The organism is Cupriavidus ulmosensis (assembly GCF_977008105.1).
Map to the genome: position 1 here is coordinate 3,171,187 of NZ_CDRMWP010000001.1, position 19,818 is coordinate 3,191,004.

Annotated in this window: 16 protein-coding genes and 1 tRNA gene; 6 read left to right on the plus strand and 11 right to left on the minus strand. The window is 66.0% G+C overall.

Annotated elements, in window-relative coordinates; genetic code table 11:
- The first annotated feature begins 1 nt into the window (after position 1).
- Complete coding sequence (locus ACWTPI_RS14640) at positions 2 to 766, plus strand: MobA/MobL family protein (RefSeq protein WP_454732002.1); 765 nt, start codon at positions 2 to 4, stop codon at positions 764 to 766.
- A gap of 367 nt (positions 767 to 1,133) precedes the next feature.
- On the opposite strand, the gene ACWTPI_RS14645 is transcribed toward ACWTPI_RS14640, so the two are convergent.
- From ACWTPI_RS14645 to rpoD, 3 genes are all read right to left on the minus strand, one after another.
- The gene (locus tag ACWTPI_RS14645; RefSeq protein WP_454732003.1) at positions 1,134 to 1,637 is read right to left on the minus strand and encodes a hypothetical protein; all 504 of its coding nucleotides are present in this window, start codon (positions 1,635 to 1,637) and stop codon (positions 1,134 to 1,136) included.
- A gap of 1,903 nt (positions 1,638 to 3,540) precedes the next feature.
- A tRNA-Ile gene (locus tag ACWTPI_RS14650) sits at positions 3,541 to 3,619 on the minus strand.
- Between the two features lie 35 nt (positions 3,620 to 3,654).
- On the minus strand, positions 3,655 to 5,958 hold the full coding sequence (gene rpoD, locus ACWTPI_RS14655) for an RNA polymerase sigma factor RpoD (protein ID WP_231401529.1): 2,304 nt from the start codon (positions 5,956 to 5,958) through the stop codon (positions 3,655 to 3,657).
- Here rpoD and ACWTPI_RS14660 point away from each other — a divergent pair.
- Positions 5,957 to 6,322, plus strand: a complete 366-nt coding sequence (locus ACWTPI_RS14660) for a hypothetical protein (RefSeq protein ID WP_029043164.1) — start codon at positions 5,957 to 5,959, stop codon at positions 6,320 to 6,322. The two genes, rpoD and ACWTPI_RS14660, sit on opposite strands and share 2 nt — an antisense overlap.
- A gap of 109 nt (positions 6,323 to 6,431) precedes the next feature.
- Here the strand turns inward: ACWTPI_RS14660 and dnaG are convergent, their stop codons facing one another.
- The 4 genes from dnaG to ACWTPI_RS14680 all read right to left on the minus strand — a co-directional run bounded on the left by dnaG (position 6,432) and on the right by ACWTPI_RS14680 (position 10,688).
- On the minus strand, positions 6,432 to 8,246 hold the full coding sequence (dnaG, locus tag ACWTPI_RS14665) for a DNA primase (protein ID WP_059411304.1): 1,815 nt from the start codon (positions 8,244 to 8,246) through the stop codon (positions 6,432 to 6,434).
- Between the two features lie 265 nt (positions 8,247 to 8,511).
- A complete protein-coding gene (locus tag ACWTPI_RS14670) occupies positions 8,512 to 8,961 on the minus strand; it encodes a GatB/YqeY domain-containing protein (RefSeq protein WP_020200878.1) in 450 nt (149 codons plus the stop codon).
- A gap of 106 nt (positions 8,962 to 9,067) precedes the next feature.
- The gene (gene rpsU / locus ACWTPI_RS14675) at positions 9,068 to 9,280 is read right to left on the minus strand and encodes a 30S ribosomal protein S21 (protein WP_017226050.1); all 213 of its coding nucleotides are present in this window, start codon (positions 9,278 to 9,280) and stop codon (positions 9,068 to 9,070) included.
- A 133-nt stretch (positions 9,281 to 9,413) separates the two neighbouring features.
- On the minus strand, positions 9,414 to 10,688 hold the full coding sequence (locus ACWTPI_RS14680) for an NAD(P)/FAD-dependent oxidoreductase (protein WP_454732004.1): 1,275 nt from the start codon (positions 10,686 to 10,688) through the stop codon (positions 9,414 to 9,416).
- Between the two features lie 185 nt (positions 10,689 to 10,873).
- On the opposite strand from ACWTPI_RS14680, the gene tsaD reads away from it, so the two are divergent.
- On the plus strand, positions 10,874 to 11,902 hold the full coding sequence (tsaD, locus tag ACWTPI_RS14685; RefSeq protein ID WP_059411302.1) for a tRNA (adenosine(37)-N6)-threonylcarbamoyltransferase complex transferase subunit TsaD: 1,029 nt from the start codon (positions 10,874 to 10,876) through the stop codon (positions 11,900 to 11,902).
- A gap of 52 nt (positions 11,903 to 11,954) precedes the next feature.
- On the opposite strand, the gene folE2 is transcribed toward tsaD, so the two are convergent.
- The 4 genes from folE2 to ACWTPI_RS14705 form a co-directional block, all read right to left on the minus strand.
- Complete coding sequence (folE2, locus tag ACWTPI_RS14690) at positions 11,955 to 12,758, minus strand: GTP cyclohydrolase FolE2 (RefSeq protein WP_020200882.1); 804 nt, start codon at positions 12,756 to 12,758, stop codon at positions 11,955 to 11,957.
- 285 nt (positions 12,759 to 13,043) lie between these two features.
- Positions 13,044 to 14,954 carry a 1-deoxy-D-xylulose-5-phosphate synthase gene (dxs, locus tag ACWTPI_RS14695; RefSeq protein WP_454732005.1) on the minus strand — a complete coding sequence of 637 codons (1,911 nt, stop codon included), beginning with the start codon at positions 14,952 to 14,954 and terminating at the stop codon, positions 13,044 to 13,046.
- Between the two features lie 57 nt (positions 14,955 to 15,011).
- Complete coding sequence (locus ACWTPI_RS14700) at positions 15,012 to 15,932, minus strand: polyprenyl synthetase family protein (protein WP_020200884.1); 921 nt, start codon at positions 15,930 to 15,932, stop codon at positions 15,012 to 15,014.
- Positions 15,929 to 16,231, minus strand: a complete 303-nt coding sequence (locus ACWTPI_RS14705) for an exodeoxyribonuclease VII small subunit (RefSeq protein ID WP_020423639.1) — start codon at positions 16,229 to 16,231, stop codon at positions 15,929 to 15,931. The genes ACWTPI_RS14700 and ACWTPI_RS14705 overlap by 4 nt, the downstream gene beginning before the upstream one ends.
- A gap of 354 nt (positions 16,232 to 16,585) precedes the next feature.
- On the opposite strand from ACWTPI_RS14705, the gene ACWTPI_RS14710 reads away from it, so the two are divergent.
- From ACWTPI_RS14710 to ACWTPI_RS14720, 3 genes are all read left to right on the plus strand, one after another.
- Positions 16,586 to 17,689 carry an aromatic ring-hydroxylating oxygenase subunit alpha gene (locus ACWTPI_RS14710; protein ID WP_020200886.1) on the plus strand — a complete coding sequence of 368 codons (1,104 nt, stop codon included), beginning with the start codon at positions 16,586 to 16,588 and terminating at the stop codon, positions 17,687 to 17,689.
- A gap of 268 nt (positions 17,690 to 17,957) precedes the next feature.
- Positions 17,958 to 18,887 (plus strand): DMT family transporter, encoded by a 930-nt coding sequence (locus tag ACWTPI_RS14715; RefSeq protein WP_454732006.1) that lies wholly within the window; start codon positions 17,958 to 17,960, stop codon positions 18,885 to 18,887.
- Between the two features lie 69 nt (positions 18,888 to 18,956).
- Positions 18,957 to 19,814, plus strand: coding sequence for a sulfurtransferase (locus ACWTPI_RS14720; protein WP_454732007.1), 858 nt, complete (start codon positions 18,957 to 18,959; stop codon positions 19,812 to 19,814).
- Positions 19,815 to 19,818 lie beyond the last annotated feature (4 nt).

Below are 19,818 nucleotides of genomic sequence, written 5' to 3' on the forward strand. Positions count from 1 at the left end.
AATGACCATCAGCAAAAAGGACAGGCAAAGCATCATGGCGAGCTATCACTTCAGCATCAAGAGCAAGAAGAAAGGTCGAGCAACAGACCATGCCAACTACATCGCCCGCGAAAGCCGGCATCATCGCGACGACGAGGACAGCGATCTCGTCACCACTGGCTTCGGTAATATGCCGGCTTGGACAAACGGTAACCCTTTGGCATATTGGAAGGCAGCAGACAGACACGAGCGCGCCAACGGCGCCGCGTGCAGAGAATGGGTCCTTGCACTTCCGCGAGAATTGACCGTCGAGCAGCAACAGACGATCGTACTTGACTTGATCGCCACCACGCTTCGCGGCAAGCCCTATCAGTACGCCATCCATAACCCTCGCGGCTCGATAGACGGCGCCGACCAGCCTCACGCGCATGTCATCTACTCTGACCGAAAACCCGACGGTATCGAGCGTCCTGCCGAACAGCATTTCCGCCGCTACAATCCCACAAACCCTGCATCAGGAGGATGCCGCAAAGACAGCGGCGGGAAATCACCTGCCGAACTGAACAAAGAAGTAATGGGCCTGCGTGAGGCCTGGGCGAACATCCAGAACCGTGCGTTGAAGGATGCCGGGCACGATACCCATGTCGATCACCGCAGCTTAGAGGCACGGGGAGTCTCCCGTGAACCTGAAATACATCTGGGTGCGCTAAGGGTCAAACGGATGTCAGCGGAGGAGCGCGTGATTCACCGGGATTCGCGGGAGGCCATTGACGAGTTTGCATCGTAGTCTGATAGATTCCATCAAGATAGCACTAGGTTCGAGAAGGTGTCAGACGGATAGCAACAAGATTCTGTGCCGGATCGCGGGGATACGACGTGGGGTGTCATCCGGATTCTTTAGCATACACCATGCGCTCTTGATAGGTACGGAACAACAACGACCAACGGCCGCATAGGCCTCTCGCCACACAGGAGAAAGGCCTACGCGACCGTTGGTCGACGGAGAGAAATCGGAAATGCCGCAGTAAAAAACGGCATAAAGGGCGGCGCAACACTTGGATGCGCCGCAGACTGAGAAGAGTCGTGAACAACTCTACATAGGATAGAGGGTTGATGAAGATATACGTCTAGCAGACGCCGCCGAATTGGCCACCCTACAGCGAGGGGTAGTACCTAGGAACCGAGATTGACGGCGCATAGACCGGCATCGCCCCCGGCTGTTGAGGGTGCCCATACGGCAAGGGCGGTTGCCCGCCCCCCGGGAAATACGCCGGCGGGTAGGAAGGAGATATCCCGGAACGACCCGCATCAGCTCTCGCATAAGGGTCCCCCATAAAACGCGCTTCCGGCGGCATGTCCTGCAGCGGCGCGTGCTGGTTCAACCAGTCTTGGTGAATCTTGCCCTCTTGTGCCCGGCGGATGCGGTTCAACGCTGACTTGAGGGCGGACAGCGAGCCCTGAACCCCATAGCATTCGGACAATTCCCTAGCAATTACATCCAGCGAGACACCATGTCGGATCAATTCTTCGATACTCAAGTATTCCCGCCGAACGACACCGGCGAACGAACGGTACTGCGCAAAGAGCGCATTGGCGCGCTCTGCGAAAAGATTCGACGGTTGGCGAATATGGGATTGAAATGGGGTTGTGGATACCATTGTTGAGCTCCTTTGATCTACGGTACGGACTACGGACGCGCCACGCAGACGGAGGATTTCACTGTCCCCACCTCGAGCAGGAGTTGAAGCGCTTCAACGCTCCAGTACAACCGCCCATTGCAAGCTTTCGTGGGACGGATGCCGCAGTACGCACCACGCGCGGAATACTGCTTGCGCATGGTTTGCGGACGGATGGACAGTACTTGCGCTGCTTGTCCGGTGGGAATATGGGTGCGCCCCAGAGGAATCGTGATGCTCTGACTAAAAGACATGATCTACGTGCTCCAAGAAATTGCGGTCAAGAATTCGCCACACATCCCTGGATCTCGTAGCTGCTCAATCCTGCTTCGTCGAGACCACGCTTCCGGGGAGTGCGTGGATCGAACTTTGAATTGCGGTGATTTATCGATTCCGCACACCGCATTTGTGATCCAGTGTTGACGGGGAATTCCGCGGAACGTCACCGCCTTTGGAGACGACAGGAAGCAAAAAAAGACCGCATTTGCTTCGACAGGCGAGGCTCGCGCCGTCGTTCACGACGAGCACTTCTCGCAGTCTCACGCTATTTTTCCTTACCGACTGCCCGTAACGCTTGGCTTGAAAAACGCGACAGGCACGCGATGCAGATAGCTTACCCGGTCAGTCGTCAAGCAAATTAGCGGTCTCAGCCCACTCATCCGCCCAATGTGAGAGTGACGCCTTCTCAAAGACGTGTGCCAGTCGTGGCTTCCTAACGCGACGAGTTTCATATTTTTTGGTGCCGTCGCTCTGCCCTGTCCCAGGTCCTGCGGCCGAGTGTGACCTTCTTACACCTTCATTAAGTGCTAGGGCAATCGCGATGGGATTCCACCGAGATCCGGCTGTTCCTGCTCTGCCTGACACTACCCGCGCTTTTGTTAGCCACGTCCCTTTGCCTGGGTCCTTGAGCTTGCCCGACCATTCACTTTTGCTCCAAACACAATCAGCAAATGCATCTGCTATTGTGGAAGAAGACGGGTACTGATCAATCGGCCTTTTTTCGGGCGCTTGATTCACCGATAGTACAGGCATCCCGGTAGATGGGAAAAATGTCGTCAATTCGACCTTCTCCATGCTCCGAGGTTTCCCCCATGCATCCCCATCGACCGTATTAGCCAGATCAGGCCATACGTCCCGCAAGCTGTTGGGATTCTTGAACCGGTCCACACCGCCTCGTTCGATGAACTTTGGTGCAAGGATGCGTACGCGGTCAAGGAATCGGTCAGCTTCTTCGATCCGTCGGTACCTGCACCACAGTAAGAATATGTCCGCAGGGACCGAGGCAGGAGACAACCGTTGACTTTTCCAAAGGGATACGATCCGTAAAGCCGTACTGCATGGCGTCGATATGGCTGTTAGGTCCTCACATCGGGCCTCTGTAAGCAACCCTGCGGACGTCTCCGGGTTTACATTGCAGATCAGTAGAGCCCCGATCAAAGGGGACCAAGAGCGCTGCCTTATCCATTTAACGATGACTTCATCCGTCACACCAGACACCAATAGCACCATCTATGTACCCGCTCGTCTTGATTCCAATACTGTCGAAAATGAGGGCAGTAGCCATACAGGCCGACGAATCGTTAGAGATATTCCCATCGCGAGTCGCTCCTTGCCACATGCTTCCTAGTGACCGAGCGTTGCCGCATCCCACTCTGCCCTTCTACCACTGCGAATTTTAACGCGAGGGTGATGCAAGCAACCCACAATAGAAAGAAGCGCGCACTCATCGGATGGACTGGTTACGCGCAACCCATGAGAGCCAGTGGATCCGTTAAGGCCACAAGCCGATAGAAACGATGGAAGAAAAACGCTTACACCGGGGTTACATAGCCAAGAAATAAAAAGGGGTTACGCCAGAAAAAATGACGTAACCCCTTGATTTTATTGGTGGGCCTCCCGTGAGTCGAACACGGCACCAACGGATTATGAGTCCGCTGCTCTAACCAGGCATGAGCTAGAGGCCCTGGAAAGTCAGACCGGCGCGCTGGGCGCGCTCCGGTCAGCTACCTTCGAGGAAACTCTTTAGCTTGTCGGAGCGGCTTGGGTGGCGCAGCTTGCGCAGTGCCTTGGCTTCGATCTGGCGGATCCGTTCGCGGGTGACGTCGAACTGCTTGCCGACTTCTTCCAGCGTGTGGTCCGTGCTCATTTCGATGCCGAAGCGCATGCGCAGCACCTTGGCTTCGCGCGGCGTGAGCGAGTCCAGCACGTCCTTGACGACGTCGCGCATGGAGCCGTGCAGCGCCGCCTCGGCCGGGGCCAGCGTGTTGGTGTCTTCGATGAAGTCGCCCAGGTGGGAGTCGTCGTCGTCGCCGATCGGCGTTTCCATGGAGATCGGTTCCTTGGCGATCTTCATGATCTTGCGGATCTTGTCTTCTGGCATCTCCATCTTCTCGGCCAGCGTTGCCGGATCCGGCTCGTTGCCGGTTTCCTGCAGGATCTGGCGCGAGATGCGGTTCATCTTGTTGATCGTCTCGATCATGTGCACCGGGATGCGGATGGTGCGCGCCTGATCGGCGATCGAACGGGTGATGGCCTGGCGGATCCACCACGTGGCGTACGTGGAGAACTTGTAGCCGCGACGGTATTCGAACTTGTCCACCGCCTTCATCAGGCCGATGTTGCCTTCCTGGATCAGGTCGAGGAACTGCAGGCCGCGGTTGGTGTACTTCTTGGCGATCGAGATCACGAGGCGCAGGTTGGCCTCGGTCATTTCACGCTTGGCTTCGCGGGCGCGCTTCTCGCCTTCGGACATCTTGCGGTTGACGTCCTTCAGTTCCTTGAGCGGCAGCACCACGCGCGCCTGCAGGTCGATCAGCTTCTGCTGCAGTTCGTGCACGGCCGGCACGTTGCGCTCGACGATGGTGCTGTAGCCCTTGCCGTCGTCGATGATGGTCTGGATCCAGTCGAGGTTGGTCTCGTTGCCCGGGAAGCGGGCGACGAAGTCCGCGCGCGGCATGCCGCACTTGTCGACCACGATCTTGAGGATGGAACGCTCGAGCTTGCGCACTTCGTCCACCTGGCCGCGCAGCGTGTCGCACAGGCGCTCGACGTTGCGCGCGGTGAAGCGGATGCTCATCAGTTCGGCCTGGATGGCTTCCTGGGCCTTGACGTAGGCCTTGGACTTGTAGCCTTCCTTCTCGAACGAGCGGCGCATCTTGTCGAACTGCTCGGCGATCACGCGGAATTTCTCCAGCGCGGCCTGCTTCAGTTCTTCGAGCTGGCGGGCCGAGGCGGCCAGGCCGCCGGCATCGTCGTCCTCGTCTTCGTCGGATTCCTCGTCGTCGTCCGATTCCACGTCCTCATCGTCGGCCGCAGCCGCCGCGACCGGCGCGCTGGCGGCGGCGGGCACGTCTTCGGCGTTGGGGTCGATCAGGCCGTCGACGAATTCGTCGATCTTGATCTCGTCGCTGGCGACGCGCTCGGCCAGGGCCAGGATCTCGGAGATGGTGACCGGGCAAGCCGAGATCGCCATGACCATGTCCTTCAGGCCGGCTTCGATGCGCTTGGCGATCTCGATTTCGCCTTCGCGCGTGAGCAGCTCCACCGTGCCCATTTCGCGCATGTACATGCGCACGGGGTCGGTGGTGCGGCCGAACTCGGAGTCCACCGTGGACAGCGCGGCTTCGGCTTCTTCCTCGGCTTCTTCCTCGCTGGTGGCCGACGGTGCGTTGTCGTTGAGCAGCAGGGTTTCCGCGTCTGGCGCCTGTTCGTAGACGGCGATGCCGATGTCGTTGAGCGTGGCGACCAGGGTGTCGATCGTCTCCGAATCGACCATGTCGTCCGGCAGGTGATCGTTGATTTCCGCGTAGGTCAGATAACCACGCGACTTGCCCAGCTTGATCAGCGCCTTGAGCTTCTGGCGGCGCGCTTCCAGTTCTTCCTCGGTGCCCTGCTGGGTCGAGGCGAATTCCTTGAGCAGGGCCTTTTCCTTGGCCTTGCGGTCACGGGCCTTCTGCTTTTCGGTCTTGGGCGCCGCGGTGGCAACGGGTGCTGCCGCGGGCATATCGTCTTCGTAAAGCTCTTCAGTCACGTCGTCTGTGGTGCTGTCGTCGTGCTGCATGCCGGCCTTGGGCTTGCGGCCACGCTTCTTCGGCTCCGGCTTGACTGCCGGAGCGGCGGGACGCTCGGATGCAACGGGGGCGGAAGTGGTGGCGGGCGCCTTGGCCTCCGACGCGGCGGCGGCCGTCCTGGCCGTTCCGGTCTTGGCGCTGGTCGCTGCCGTTCGCTTGCTCTCGACTTCGGTAATCTGCTGTTTCGCCACGGTGATACTCTTGCCTTTCACTGGTACAGATGCGGCGTGCATGCCGCTTGCATTGGCGCTATTGCCGCTCTCGCGTGCCGAAGTCGAGGGCCTCAAATTTTCGGATAGACGGGTTCCGGAGGAAGTGCTCGCTGCGGGCGCCTTGGCGCTCCGAGCGGTCTTAGCTGGCACAGGCTGGGCGGGCGTCCTGACTGACGCGGCTGACTTCGCAGCCGCCGTTGATTTCACGGACGCCTTGCCGCTCCCCGCTTGGGGAGCTTTAGTGGAAACCTTTTCGGTTGCTTTGGCCTTTGCCATTGGCACGCTCACTTTCACCAGAACTGGAGAGAAAGATTTCGCTATCCAAACCGGCTATTGTAGCACGTTGCAGCTAGCCGGCTTCCCAACAGGTGAGGTTTTCACCTGAAAAATCAAGGCTTAAGCTCAATACCGCCGGGCCAAGCCTCCATCTCTGCTTCACAAATCCACCGCCATGCCCGCTGCGGCGCACCTCGCGCCGCGCGCCGGGCCAGCCTTCAGCCCAGCTGCCGGCGGCGGTTGATCTCGCTGACCAGCCAGCGCATGCGGCTCTTGGCGGCCTCGTCGGCCGTGCCCGCGATCACCGCCGCCTGCAGGCCGTCGAGCTCGCGCCGCAGCGGCTCGGCCAGCAGCTTGGCGATGGCCGCCTCGAATTCCTGCCCCGCCGGCTCCTCCTCGATCTCCTCGCGCAGTACCGCGGCCCGCACATTGGCGTAGACCTCGGCGTGGGGCGACTGCGCCAGGTGCTCACTGAACGCGGCGAAGTTCACCTCGCCCCGCAGTTCGTCGCAGGCGGACACCAGGTGCGTCAGGACCTCGGCGCCGGCCTGCTCGTCCTCGAGCAGCAGCACGCGGCTGTCGGCGTCGAGCCGGGCCGACAACTGCGGATAGCACATCAGCAGCTGCAGCACGCGCTGCTCCAGCCCGGTCGGCGCCTGGCGCTTGGCGCGCGGCCGCGGCTGGGCGAAGCGGCCCACCCGCGCCGGGTCGCTGACCAGGCCGCAGACCGCCTCGATCTCGGCCGGCGTGGTGCCGGTGGCGTCCGCCAGCTCGCGCACGATCTGCAGCCGCAGCCCGCCGGCCGGCATGGCCTGCAGCAGCGGCTTGGCCTCGTACTGGGCACGCGCGCGGCCTTCGGGCTGGCGCAGGTCCTGGCCTTCGGCCACCACCTGCAGCAGGAAGCGCGACAGCGGCATCGCATCGCGCACCTGCGCGGCGAAGGCATCGGTGCCCTGCTCGCGCACGTAGCTGTCCGGGTCGTGCTCGGCGGGCAGGAACAGGAAGCGGATGGTCTTGTTGTCCGCGATATAGGGCAGGCACGCTTCCAGCGCGCGCCGCGCGGCGCGGCGCCCGGCGGCGTCGCCGTCGAACGAGAACACCACGGCGTCGGTCTGGCGCAGCAGCTTCTGCACGTGCACCGCCGTGCACGCGGTGCCGAGCGTGGCCACCGCGTTGGCAAAGCCGAGCTGGGCCAGCGCCACCACGTCCATATAACCTTCGACCACCAGAACGTAGCCGGTTTCCCGGATCGCGTGGCGGGCCTCGAACAGGCCGTACAGCTCGGTGCCCTTGCTGAACAGCGGCGTTTCGGGCGAATTCAGGTACTTGGGCTCGCCCTGCCCCATCACCCGCCCGCCGAAGCCGATGACCTGGCCCTTGGTGCTGCGGATGGGGAACATGATGCGGTCGCGGAAGCGGTCGTAGCGGCGCGGCTTGCCGTCGGCGTCGCGCTTGTCGCTGCTTTCGATCAGCAGGCCGGCTTCCACCAGCGGGCCGGCGATGGCGTCGTCGCGGTAGCTGCCGAACACGGCTTCCAGGCCTTGCCAGTCGTCGGGCGCGTAGCCGAGCCCGAAATTCGCCGCGATCTCGCCGGTCAGCCCGCGGCCCTTGAGGTACTGGACCGCCTGCGGGGCGCCGCGCAGCTGCTTGCGGTAGAAATCGGTGGCGCGCGTCATGGCCTCGGACAGCGCCAGCGAGCGCGCCTGCTGCTCGGCGCGCTGGGCCGGCGGCAGGCGGTCGCGCTCCTCGGGCACCGACAGGCCGACCGACTGCGCCAGCTCGCGCACGGCGTCGGGGTAGGACTGCCCGGAATACTCCATCAGGAAGCCGATGGCGGAACCATGCGCGCCGCACCCGAAGCAGTGGTAGAACTGCTTGGTCGGCGACACGGTGAAGGACGGTGACTTCTCGTTGTGGAAGGGGCACAGCCCCATGAAGTTGGCGCCGCCCTTCTTCAACTGCACGTATTTGCCCACCACATCGACAATGTCGACACGGTTGAGCAGGTCCTGAATGAAGGATTGCGGAATCACCCGGCTTGTCGTCCTCGTGCCGGAACGCCCGTCGGGGGCGGGCGGCGGCGATATGATCGTGTTGGAAGGCGTGACCGGAACTGCGCTTTCCCGGTCCCTAACAATACATTGTAGTGCAGACGCAACGGATTGCAGGCAGTTCCGGTGAGCGATGTCCGGCGAAAGCAGCGCAAGACAGACTTTCATGCCGGCGGGCGGCGCACAGGCCGCCCGCGAAACCCATGCCACCCGTTACCGGCAATCACCGGCAGGCGCCGGCGTACGCTCAGCGCGGCGCCAGCGCGGCCTTGACCAGGCCGGACACCGCGGTCATGTCGGCGCGCCCGGCCAGGCGGGGCTTGAGCACGGCCATGACCTTGCCCATGTCCTGCGGGCCCGCCGCGCCGCTTTCGGCCACGGCCTTCTGCACCTCGGCCGCCACTTCGGCGTCGGACAGGGCTGCCGGCATGTAGACCTTGAGCACTTCCACTTCCGCGCTTTCCTTGTCGGCGAGGTCGGTGCGGCCGGCCTGCTGGAACTGGCTGATGGAGTCCTTGCGCTGCTTGATCAGCTTGTCGATCACGGCCTGCACGGCGGCGTCGTCGAGCTCGATGCGCTCGTCCACTTCCCGTTGCTTGATGGCTGCCAGCAGCAGGCGGATGGTGCCGAGGCGCTCGGACTCGCGGGCGCGCATGGCGGCCTTCATGTCTTCGCTGATACGGGCTTTGAGGGACATGGCTATCTTCCAGAAATAGTGATGCGGGGCGCCACGCGGGCGCCAATGCAAAAACCCGCCGGAGCCTTGCCCACAGCGGGTTCTGATGCGAAGAACGAAGCAGCGTTCAGTACAGCTTCTTCGGCAGCATCTGGCTGCGGATGCGCTTGTAGTGGCGCTTCTCGGCAGCGGCCTTCTTGCGCTTGCGCTCGGCCGTCGGTTTTTCGTAGAACTCGCGAGCCCGCAACTCGGTGATCAAGCCGTTCTTTTCGATGGTGCGCTTGAAACGACGCATGGCGACTTCAAACGGCTCATTGTCTTTAAGGCGGATGGTAGTCATTGCTGAAATAAGTAGCAGTGGCAGTGCCGCGGATGAACGCAGCGGTTGAGCGGTCTTGCGAGGATTTTACGAAAACGCCAAGTCTATCACAGCTTTTGTCAAGCCCGCATTGCAGGAAATCCCCCTATCGGGGCTATGGCGCCGCCGGCGCGGCCGCGCGTGCCATTTCCGCCACAGAGCGGCCCGCGGCCACGCCCGACGCCCAGGCCCACTGGAAGTTGTAGCCGCCCAGCCAGCCGGTCACGTCGACCACTTCGCCGATGAAATAGAGGTTCGGCACCGAGCGCGCCATCATGGTGGCCGACGACAACGCCCGCGTGTCCACCCCGCCCAGCGTGACCTCGGCCTTGCGGTAGCCCTCGGTGCCGGACGGCACCAGTTCCCAGCGGTTGAGCGCCGCGCCGAGCCGGCGCAGGGCCTTGTCGGGCATGTCGTGCAGCGGCTGGGTGCCGTTCAGGCCCGCCGCCGCGCACCAGGCATCGGCCAGCCGCGCCGGCAGGCGCTCGGCCAGCAGGTTGGCCAGGTGCCTGCGGCTGGTGCCTTTGTGCTCGAGCAGCCAGTCGCCGGCGTCGGCGCCGTCGAACAGGTCGATGGCGATGGGCGTGCCGGGGCGCCAGAAGCTGGAAATCTGCAATACGGCGGGGCCGGACAGCCCGCGATGGGTCCACAGCAGGTCTTCGCGGAAGGCGCCGGCGGCCTTGCCGCTGCCGGTGGCGATATCGACCTCCATCGAGACCCCGGCCAGCGGCGCGAACGGCGCCCAGCCCTGGCCGTCGAAGGTCAGCGGCACCAGCGCGGGGCGCGTCTCGACCATGCCCAGGCCGAACTGGCGGGCGATGCGGTAGCCGAGGTCGGTGGCGCCGATCTTGGGGATCGACAGGCCGCCGGTGGCCACCACCAGCGCGCCGGCGCGGATCGGCCCCTGCGTGGTCGCCAGCAGGAAGTCGTCGCCTTCGCGGCGCACTTCCTCCACGCCGCAGCCGGTGCGCCAGGCCACGTTGCCGGCGCCGCACTCGGCGCGCAGCATCTCGATGACCTGCTCGGCGCTGTCGTTGCAGAACAGCTGGCCGCGGTGCTTTTCGTGCCAGTCGATCTCGTGGCGCCGCATCAGGCCGAGGAAGTCCTGCGGCGTGTAGCGCGCCAGCGCCGAGCGGCAGAAGTGCGGGTTGGCGGACAGATAGTTGGCCGGCCCGGCCTGCAGGTTGGTGAAGTTGCAGCGGCCGCCGCCGGAGATGCGGATCTTCTCCGCCAGCCGCGTGGCATGGTCGACCAGCACCACGCTGGCGCCGCCCTGGCCCGCCACCGCGGCGCACATCATGCCCGCGGCGCCGGCGCCGAGCACCGCCACGTCGAAGCGCGCGGCGCGCGCGCCGCCCGGCGCGGCTCCCGTGGTGTGCCTGCTGCTCATGTCCGTCCTGCCTGCTGAAGAAGCGGCGATTGTAGCGAAAAGGCGGCGAAAGGCCGCGGAAGGCGGGGCCGGCGCCGCTGTGCTACCCTGCTGGCCTTGCGCCAGCGCGCCGGCCGGACGGCCCGCGCGCCGGCGCCAACCGATTGATTTGCCGGCCCGCTTCCGGGCCGGCGCTGCCTGTTCCCATGCTTGTCCTCGGCATCGAATCCTCCTGCGACGAAACCGGCCTGGCCCTCTACGACACCACGGCCGGCCTGCTCGCGCACGCGCTCCATTCGCAGATCGCCATGCACCGCGACTACGGCGGCGTGGTGCCCGAGCTCGCCTCGCGCGACCATATCCGCCGCGTGCTGCCGCTGCTGCGGCAGGTCCTCGGCGAGGCCGGCCGCACCCGCGCCGACATCAACGCGATCGCGTTCACGCAGGGCCCCGGCCTGGCCGGCGCGCTGCTGGTCGGCGCCTCGGTCGCCAACGCGCTCGGCTTTGCCCTCGACGTGCCGATGCTCGGCGTGCATCACCTCGAAGGCCATCTGCTGTCGCCGCTGCTCACGCGCGATCCGCCGCCGTTCCCGTTCGTCGCGCTGCTGGTCTCCGGCGGCCACACGCAGTTGATGGAAGTGCGCGGCATCGGCGATTACGCGCTGCTCGGCGAGACCCTCGACGACGCCGCCGGCGAGGCGTTCGACAAGACCGCCAAGCTGCTCGGCCTGAGCTATCCGGGAGGGCCGGAAGTCTCGCGCCTGGCCGAGTTCGGCACGCCCGGCGCCTACGCGCTGCCACGGCCGATGCTGCATTCGGGCAACCTGGATTTTTCGTTCGCCGGCCTCAAGACCGCGGTGCTGACGCAAACCCGCAAGATGGGCAACGTCTGCGAGCAGGACCGCGCCAACCTCGCGCGCGCGTTCGTGGACGCCATCGTCGACGTGCTGGCCGCCAAGTCGATGGCCGCGCTCAAGCAGACCGGGCACCGCAGGCTGGTGGTGGCCGGCGGCGTGGGCGCCAACCGGCAGTTGCGCGAGCGGCTCGACCAGCTCGCCGCGCAGAAGAAGATCGAGGTGCACTACCCCGACCTGGCGTTCTGCACCGACAACGGCGCGATGATCGCCTTCGCCGGCGCGATGCGCCTGCAGGCCGCGCCGGAGCTGGCGCGGCACGACTACGGCTACGGCGTGACGCCGCGCTGGGATCTGTCGGACATCCGCCTGCCGGCGTAGCCGCAGGCACCCGGGCGCGCCGCCGGCGCAAGGCCGGCGGCGGCAGCCCGGATCAGGCGACGCGCTTGTCGCGCTCGATCACGGCGTAGGCGCTGTGATTGTGGATGGACTCGAAGTTCTCCGCCTCGAGCACGTAGGCCACGATGCGCTCGTCCGCGTTGAGGCGCATGGCGATGTCGCGCACCAGGTCCTCGACGAACTTCGGGTTTTCGTAGGCGCGCTCGGTGACGAACTTCTCGTCCGGCCGCTTGAGCAGGCCCCACAGCTCGCACGAGGCTTCTTCCTCGGCCATGCGCACCAGTGCCTCCACCGGCAGGTCGCCCGCCAGCTCGACGTTCATGGTGATGTGCGAGCGCTGGTTGTGCGCGCCGTACTGCGAGATCTTCTTCGAGCACGGGCACAGGCTGGTGACGGGCACCAGCGCCTTGAGAAACACCTTGGCCGCGCCGCCGCGCACTTCGCCGACCAGCGTAACCTCGTAGTCCATCAGCGACTGCACGCCCGACACCGGCGCGACCTTGTTGATGAAATACGGGAAGGTGACTTCGATGCGGCCGGCCTCGGCTTCGAGCTTGAGCAGCATCTTGTCGAGCAGGCGGCGAAAGCCGGCGAGCTCGAGCGGCTCGCGCTCTTCCTCGAGCAGCGCCACGAAACGCGACATGTGCGTGCCCTTCTGGTCCGCCGGCAGGTGCACGTCGAGGTTGAAGGTGCCCACGGTGGCCTGCACGCCGGCCGGGGTCTTCAGCGACAGCGGATAGCGCACGCCCTTCACGCCGACCCGCTGAATGGGGATCTGGCGGGTGTCGAGGCTCGACTGCACGTCGGGCATCACGAAGGCGGGATTGATGTCATTCATACCGGATTCCTAGGTTTCCTCTACGGTCGCGGCATTTTTCGCAGACAACACTGCCGCGCAACGAGTGTGAAACCGCGGGCGACGGCAACCGATGCCTCCCGCAGCTGCGAACACAGAACTTCGGATTTTAAGGGAAATCGCCCGGGGCTGCCGGGAGGGCGGCGATACCCGCACACCAAGCGCGGGATGCCGGGAAGGCGGGAGGCGGGAGAAAGGCGGGCCGCGCGGGCGGCATCGCGGGGAACACCGCATGCCCGCCGGCGGCGGGCATGCGTGGCGCGCAGGTCAGGCCGCGCGCGTGGCGACCGTGGCCTGGGCCAGCTTGAAGCGCTCGCGCACCGACTGCTCGATGCCCGGCGCGTCGAGCCCGCACTGCGAAAGCAGGAAGGCGGGATCGCCGTGGTCGATGAAGCGGTCGGGCAGCCCGAGCTGCAGCACCGGCACGGCGAGGCCGGCGGCGGCCAGCGCCTCGAGCACCGCGCTGCCGGCGCCGCCCATCACGCTGCCTTCCTCGACCGTGACCAGGTAGTCGTGCTCGTGCGCCAGCTTCTTGACCAGCTCAACGTCGAGCGGCTTGATGAAGCGCATGTTGGCCACCGAGGCGTCGAGCGCCTCGGCCGCGGCCAGCGCCGGGTGCAGCATCGAGCCGAACGCCAGGATGGCCACGCGCTGGCCGGCGCGCGCGCCGCTGGTGCGGCGCATCTCGCCCTTGCCCACCGGCAGCGCGGTCAGCGCCGCCTCGGTCGCCACGCCGGCGCCGGCGCCGCGCGGATAGCGCACGGCGGTCGGGCAGTCCTGCTGGAACGCGGTGGTCAGCAACTGGCGGCATTCGTTCTCGTCGGCCGGCGCCATCACCATCATGTTGGGGATGCAGCGCAGGAAGGCGATGTCGTAGGCGCCCGCGTGGGTGGCGCCGTCGGCGCCGACCAGGCCGGCGCGGTCGAGCGCGAACACCACCGGCAGGTTCTGCAGCGCCACGTCGTGGATCAGCTGGTCGTAGCCGCGCTGCAGGAACGTGGAATAGATCGCCACCACCGGCTTGAGGCCCTCGCAGGCCAGGCCGCCGGCGAACGTCACCGCGTGCTGCTCGGCGATGCCCACGTCGTAGTAGCGGTCCGGGAAGCGCTTCTCGAACTCCACCATGCCCGAGCCTTCGCGCATGGCCGGCGTCACGCCCACCAGGCGCGGGTCGGCCGCGGCCATGTCGCACAGCCAGTCGCCGAAGACCTGGGTGTAGGTCTTGCGCGCGGGCTTGGCCGACGGGCGGATGCCTTCGGCCGGGTTGAACTTGCCCGGGCCGTGGTACAGGATCGGGTCGGCCTCGGCCAGCTTGTAGCCCTGGCCCTTCTTGGTGACCACATGCAGGAACTGCGGGCCGCCGCCTTCGAGCGCGCGCTTGCGGATGTTCTGCAGCGTCGGCACCAGCGATTCGAGGTCGTGCCCGTCGATCGGGCCGATGTAGTTGAAGCCGAACTCCTCGAACATGGTGGCCGGCACCATCATGCCCTTGGCATGTTCCTCGAAGCGTTTGGCGAATTCCAGCACCGGCGGCGCCACCGACAGCACGCGCTCGATGTGCTTCTTGGTCGAGGCGTAGAACTGGCCGCTCATCAGGCGCGCGAGGTGGCGGTTGAGCATGCCGACCGGGGGCGAGATCGACATGTCGTTGTCGTTGAGCACCACCAGCAGCGGCAGGTCCTTGTAGACGCCGGCGTTGTTCATGGCCTCGAAGGCCATGCCGGCGGTCATCGCGCCGTCGCCGATCACGGCGATCGACACGCGCTGCTCGCCCTGCGTGCGCGCGCCCAGCGCCATGCCGAGCGCGGCCGAGATCGAGGTGGACGAGTGCGCGGTGCCGAAGGTGTCGTATTCGCTTTCGGCGCGGCGCGGGAAGCCCGAGATGCCGCCCCACTGGCGCAGCGAGTGCATGCGGTCGCGCCGCCCGGTCAGGATCTTGTGCGGGTAGCTCTGGTGGCCCACGTCCCATACCACGCGGTCTTCCGGGGTATCGAACACATAGTGCAGGGCGATGGTCAGCTCGACCGTGCCGAGGTTGGACGACAGGTGGCCACCGGTCTGGGACACGGATTCGAGCACGTAGGCGCGGAGTTCGTCGGCCAGCGTCTGGAGCTGGCGCCGGTCCAGCCTGCGAAGGGCGGCGGGGTCGTCTATGGTTTTAAGCAGTGCGTAGGTCATGATGTCCGTTCGGCGGCCGGATTCTTGTGCCCGGTTATCGGTTTTCTACTTATCATTTCAGTTCGAGCGCAGCACGATCAGATCGGCCAGTTCGCCCAGGCGTTTGGCGCGCGCGCCGAACACCGCCAGCGCCTCGTGCGCCGAGGCGCGCAGTTTCGCGGCCAGCTCGCGGGCGGGCTCGAGGCCCATCAGCGAGACGTAGGTCGGCTTGTCGTTGGCGGCGTCCTTGCCGGCGGTCTTGCCCAGCGTGGCGGTATCCGCGGTCACGTCGAGGATATCGTCCACCACCTGGAACGCCAGCCCGACCGCCGCGGCATAGCGGTCGAGCGCGGCCAGGCCGGCCTCGTCCACGCTGCCGCAGCAGGCGCCCATGCGCACGCTGGCGCGCAGCAGGGCACCGGTCTTCATGCGATGCATCGCCTCGAGTTCGTCGAGCGACATGGCCAGGCCGACGTGCTGCAGGTCGATGGCCTGCCCGCCGGCCATGCCGACCGAGCCCGAGGCCCGGGCCAGCTCTGCCACCAGGCGCATGCGCGCGGCGGCATCGAGCGAGGCCAGCGAGGCCGATTCGGCCAGCACCATGAACGCCTGGGTCTGCAGCGCGTCGCCCACCAGCAGCGCCGTCGCTTCATCATAAGCCTTGTGCACGGTGGGACGGCCGCGGCGCAGGTCGTCGTCGTCCATGCACGGCATGTCGTCATGCACCAGCGAGTACGCGTGGATCATCTCCACCGCGCAGGCCGCCGCATCGCAGGCCTCGGGTGCCGCGCCGGCCACTTCGCCGGCGGCATGCACCAGCAGCGGCCGCACGCGCTTGCCGCCGCCGAGCACAGCATACCGCATCGCGTCGTGCAGCCTGGCCGGCACGGCATCGACGGCCGGCAGCTCGGCTTCGAGGGCCTGTTCGGTGCGGGCGCCACGGGCGCGCATCCAGCCGGCGAAATCGCCCGCGTCGGGATTCTGCCTGGATTCGCTCATTCCTGCTCTCCCGGCACCGCGGCGGCTTCGGCGGGCGCGCTCTTGAGCACGTCGCCATCCAGCACCTTGACCTGCTGTTCCACGCGCTCCAGCGTCTGCTGGCAGTACTTCACCAGTTCCGCGCCGCGCTTGTACGCCGCCAGCGAATCTTCCAGCGGCAGCGCGCCGCCTTCCATGCTGGCCACCAGCGCCTCCAGTTCGGCCAGGGCGGCCTCGTAGGATGCTGGCGTCGCGGTGGCGGACCGCTGGTCGGCCGAGGCCGTTCCGGGCTGGGCCGGGGAGCTCGTAGTCTTTGGCATTGCGGACAATGAATCTGGGGAAGCTGGGATTTTACGCCAAAGCGCGAGATTGGCCGCATCCATGCTCACGCTCGCGCGGCAGCGTTGCCGGAAAGTGACTTGTGCGCTTGGGTCGTCTTTCCGAATGCGCCCGGAACGGCACCTCCATGACGACCCGGGTCGACTTTTTCGCTAAAAAGGCAAAATAATCAGTCCCTTAACTTTTTGGCTCGGGTACAATCCGCGGTTCGTCAGCGCCATCTCACGCCGGGGCCGGGAAGCAGGTCCGGGCGCCGCTGACTGTCTTTCCCAAATCGATTTCTTTTCGATGGTTGGGTTGTTCACTGCTTTCGCCTGTCATAGGGAGTGGGGATAATGTCCAATCTCAGCACCGCGCTGAAACTGGTGCCGGCTGATTCGCAACTGCCCGTCAACGTCTACTTCGACGAGGCGCTGCATCAACAAGAACTGGAACTGCTGTTCAAGAAGGGCCCGGGCTACGTCGGCCATGAACTGATGGTCCCCGAAACGGGCGACTACCAGGCGCTCGCGGCCGAGGAAGAAGGCCGCATCCTGGTGCGCAACGCGGACGGGATCGAGCTCCTGTCCAACGTCTGCCGCCACCGGCAGGCCATCATGCTCAACGGCCGCGGCAACGCGCAGAACATCGTCTGCCCGCTGCACCGCTGGACCTACGACCTGAAGGGCGACCTGCTCGGCGCGCCGCACTTCGACAAGCAGCCGTGCGTGCACCTGAACCGCTCGCCGCTGCAGAACTGGAACGGGCTGCTGTTCGAGGGCGAGCGCGACGTGCGCGCCGACCTTGCGCGCCTGGGCGTGGCCCAGGACCTGAACTTCGACGGCTACATGCTCGACCACGTCGAGATCCACGAGTGCAACTACAACTGGAAGACCTTCATCGAGGTCTATCTGGAGGACTACCACGTCGTGCCGTTCCACCCCGGCCTGGGCAGCTTCGTCTCGTGCGACGACCTGAGCTGGGAGTTCGGCGACTGGCACAGCGTCCAGACCGTGGGCCTGCACGCCGGCCTGAAGCGGCCCGGCAGCCCGACGTACCAGAAATGGCACGACGCGGTGCTGCGCTTCAACAACGGCCAGCTGCCCAAGTACGGCGCGGTCTGGCTGACCTACTACCCCAACATCATGGTGGAGTGGTATCCGAACGTGCTGGTGGTGTCCACGCTGCATCCGCTCGGTCCGGACAAGACCCGCAACGTGGTGGAGTTCTACTACCCCGAGGAAATCGTGCTGTTCGAGCGCGAGTTCGTCGAGGCGGAGCGCGCCGCCTACATGGAAACCTGCATCGAGGACGACGAGATCGCCGAGCGCATGGATGCCGGCCGGCGCGCCCTGCTCAAGCGCGGCGTCAGCGAAACCGGCCCCTACCAGTCGCCGATGGAAGACGGCATGCAGCATTTCCACGAATGGTATCGCCGCGCCATGTCCTTCACCGGGTGAATGGCGGACCGGGGACCTGACGGCCGCGACGGCCGCGACTGCGGCCTGATGCGCAAAACCAACGGAACGGACCGCCCAGGCGGTCCGTTTTGCCTTTGTTGCAGCGCACTCGCGCTGCTACAATCTCCGCTTCCCGCGTGCGCCCGGCGTCTCGCCGCGCCGCGCCGCGCGGGCCATTCGCCGCCGCGAAGCCTTTCGCGGGCATGGCCGCCCCGCCCCGGGGCCGGCCGGGCCCGCGCGCTGTCCATTCCTTCCCTGTCGCCCCGCCATGCAATCGCTCTGGATGCTGTTCGCCGCCTTCGCCTTTTCTCTGATGGGGGTGGGCGTCAAGCTGGCATCCGAGCTGTACACCACCGGCGAGATCGTGTTCTACCGCAGCGCGGTCAGCGTGGTCATCATGTGGGTGGTGCTGGCGGGCTCGGGCGTCTCGGTGCGCACGCCGCACATGGTCATGCACATCAAGCGCAGCCTGTTCGGCGTGACCGCGCTGCTGCTGTGGTTCACCTCGATCACGCTGCTGCCGCTGGCCACCGCGATGACGCTGAACTACATGTCGCCGGTGTGGATCGCGCTGATCCTGGGCGCCGGCGCGGCGCTGGCCGGCACGCGCGGGGCCGGCGCGGACCGCAAGCTGATCGGCGCCATCCTGATGTCGTTCGCCGGCGTGCTGTGCCTGCTGCAGCCGTCGGTCGGCAAGGACCAGCTCACCGGCGGCCTGATCGGGCTGATCTCGGGCATCTTCACCGCGCTGGCCTACGTGGAGGTGCGCCAGCTCGGGCAGCTGGGCGAGCCGGAAGGCCGCATCGTGTTCTATTTCTCGGCGGTGGGCATGGTGGTGGGCCTGGGCTGGATGCTGATCGGCGGCGTCCGCCCCCATAGCTGGCACGGCGCGGCGCTGCTGCTGGGCATCGGCATCCTCGCCACGCTGGGGCAAACCGCCATGACGCGCGCCTACAAGCGCGGCAACACGCTGCTCACGGCCAACCTGCAATACGCGGGCATCGTGTTCTCGAGCCTGTGGGGCATGCTGGTCTGGAGCGACAAGCTCAACTGGCTGTCGTGGCTGGGCATGGCGCTGATCATCGCCAGCGGCATCGCCACCACGCTGACGCGCGCGCGCGAGGACACCGCCGGCAGGCAGCCCACCAGCGCCACGCCGCTGCGCTCGCCCGAGGCGGAAGTCCATCCCGAGGTGTAGCATCGACCGTGGCGCGCCATGCCCCGCGCGCGGGCGCGCCCCTGTGCATTTCCAACCAGAGGCCATTCCATGTTCACCACCCTGATTTCCTGCCAGGACCTGCGCGCGCTGCGCGAAGGCAGCGGCCGCCACGGCGTCGTGATCGACTGCACCTTCGACCTGGCAAACCCGGCCGCCGGCCGCGAGGCTTACCACGCCGGCCACCTGCCGGGCGCGTTCTACCTGCACCTGGACAACGAACTGTCCGGCGCCAAGACCGGCAGCAACGGCCGCCACCCGCTGCCCGACCCCGACACGCTGGCCGCGCGCCTGCGCGCGCTCGGCGTCGGCACCGGCAGCCAGGTGGTGGCCTACGATGCCCAGGGCGGCATGTTCGCGGCGCGCCTGTGGTGGCTGCTGCGCTGGCTGGGCCACGAGGCCGTGGCGGTGCTGGACGGCGGCAGGAATGCGTGGGTGGCAGCCGGCCTGCCGCTGGAAGCGGGCACCGCGCCCGAGCCGGAGACGCCCGGCGACTTCACGCGCAAGGCCTCGCTGGTGGCCACGGTGGATGCGGACCTGGTGCTCGCCAACCTGGACGCGCCGCGCCGGCTGGTGGTGGACGCGCGCGCGCCCGACCGCTTCCGCGGCGAGAACGAGACGCTGGACCCGGTCGGCGGGCACATTCCCGGCGCGGCCAACCGCTTCTTCAAGGACAACCTGCGGGCCGACGGCAGCTTCAAGCCGGCGGCCACGCTGCGCGAGGAATTCGCCCAGGTGCTGGGCGCCACCCCGGCCAGCGCGGCCATCATGCAGTGCGGCTCCGGCGTGACCGCCTGCCACAACCTGCTGGCGCTGGAAGTGGCGGGCCTGCGCGGCGCCGCCCTGTATCCGGGCTCCTGGAGCGAATGGTGCGCCGACCCGGCGCGGCCGGTGGCCAGCGGCGCCTAGCGCC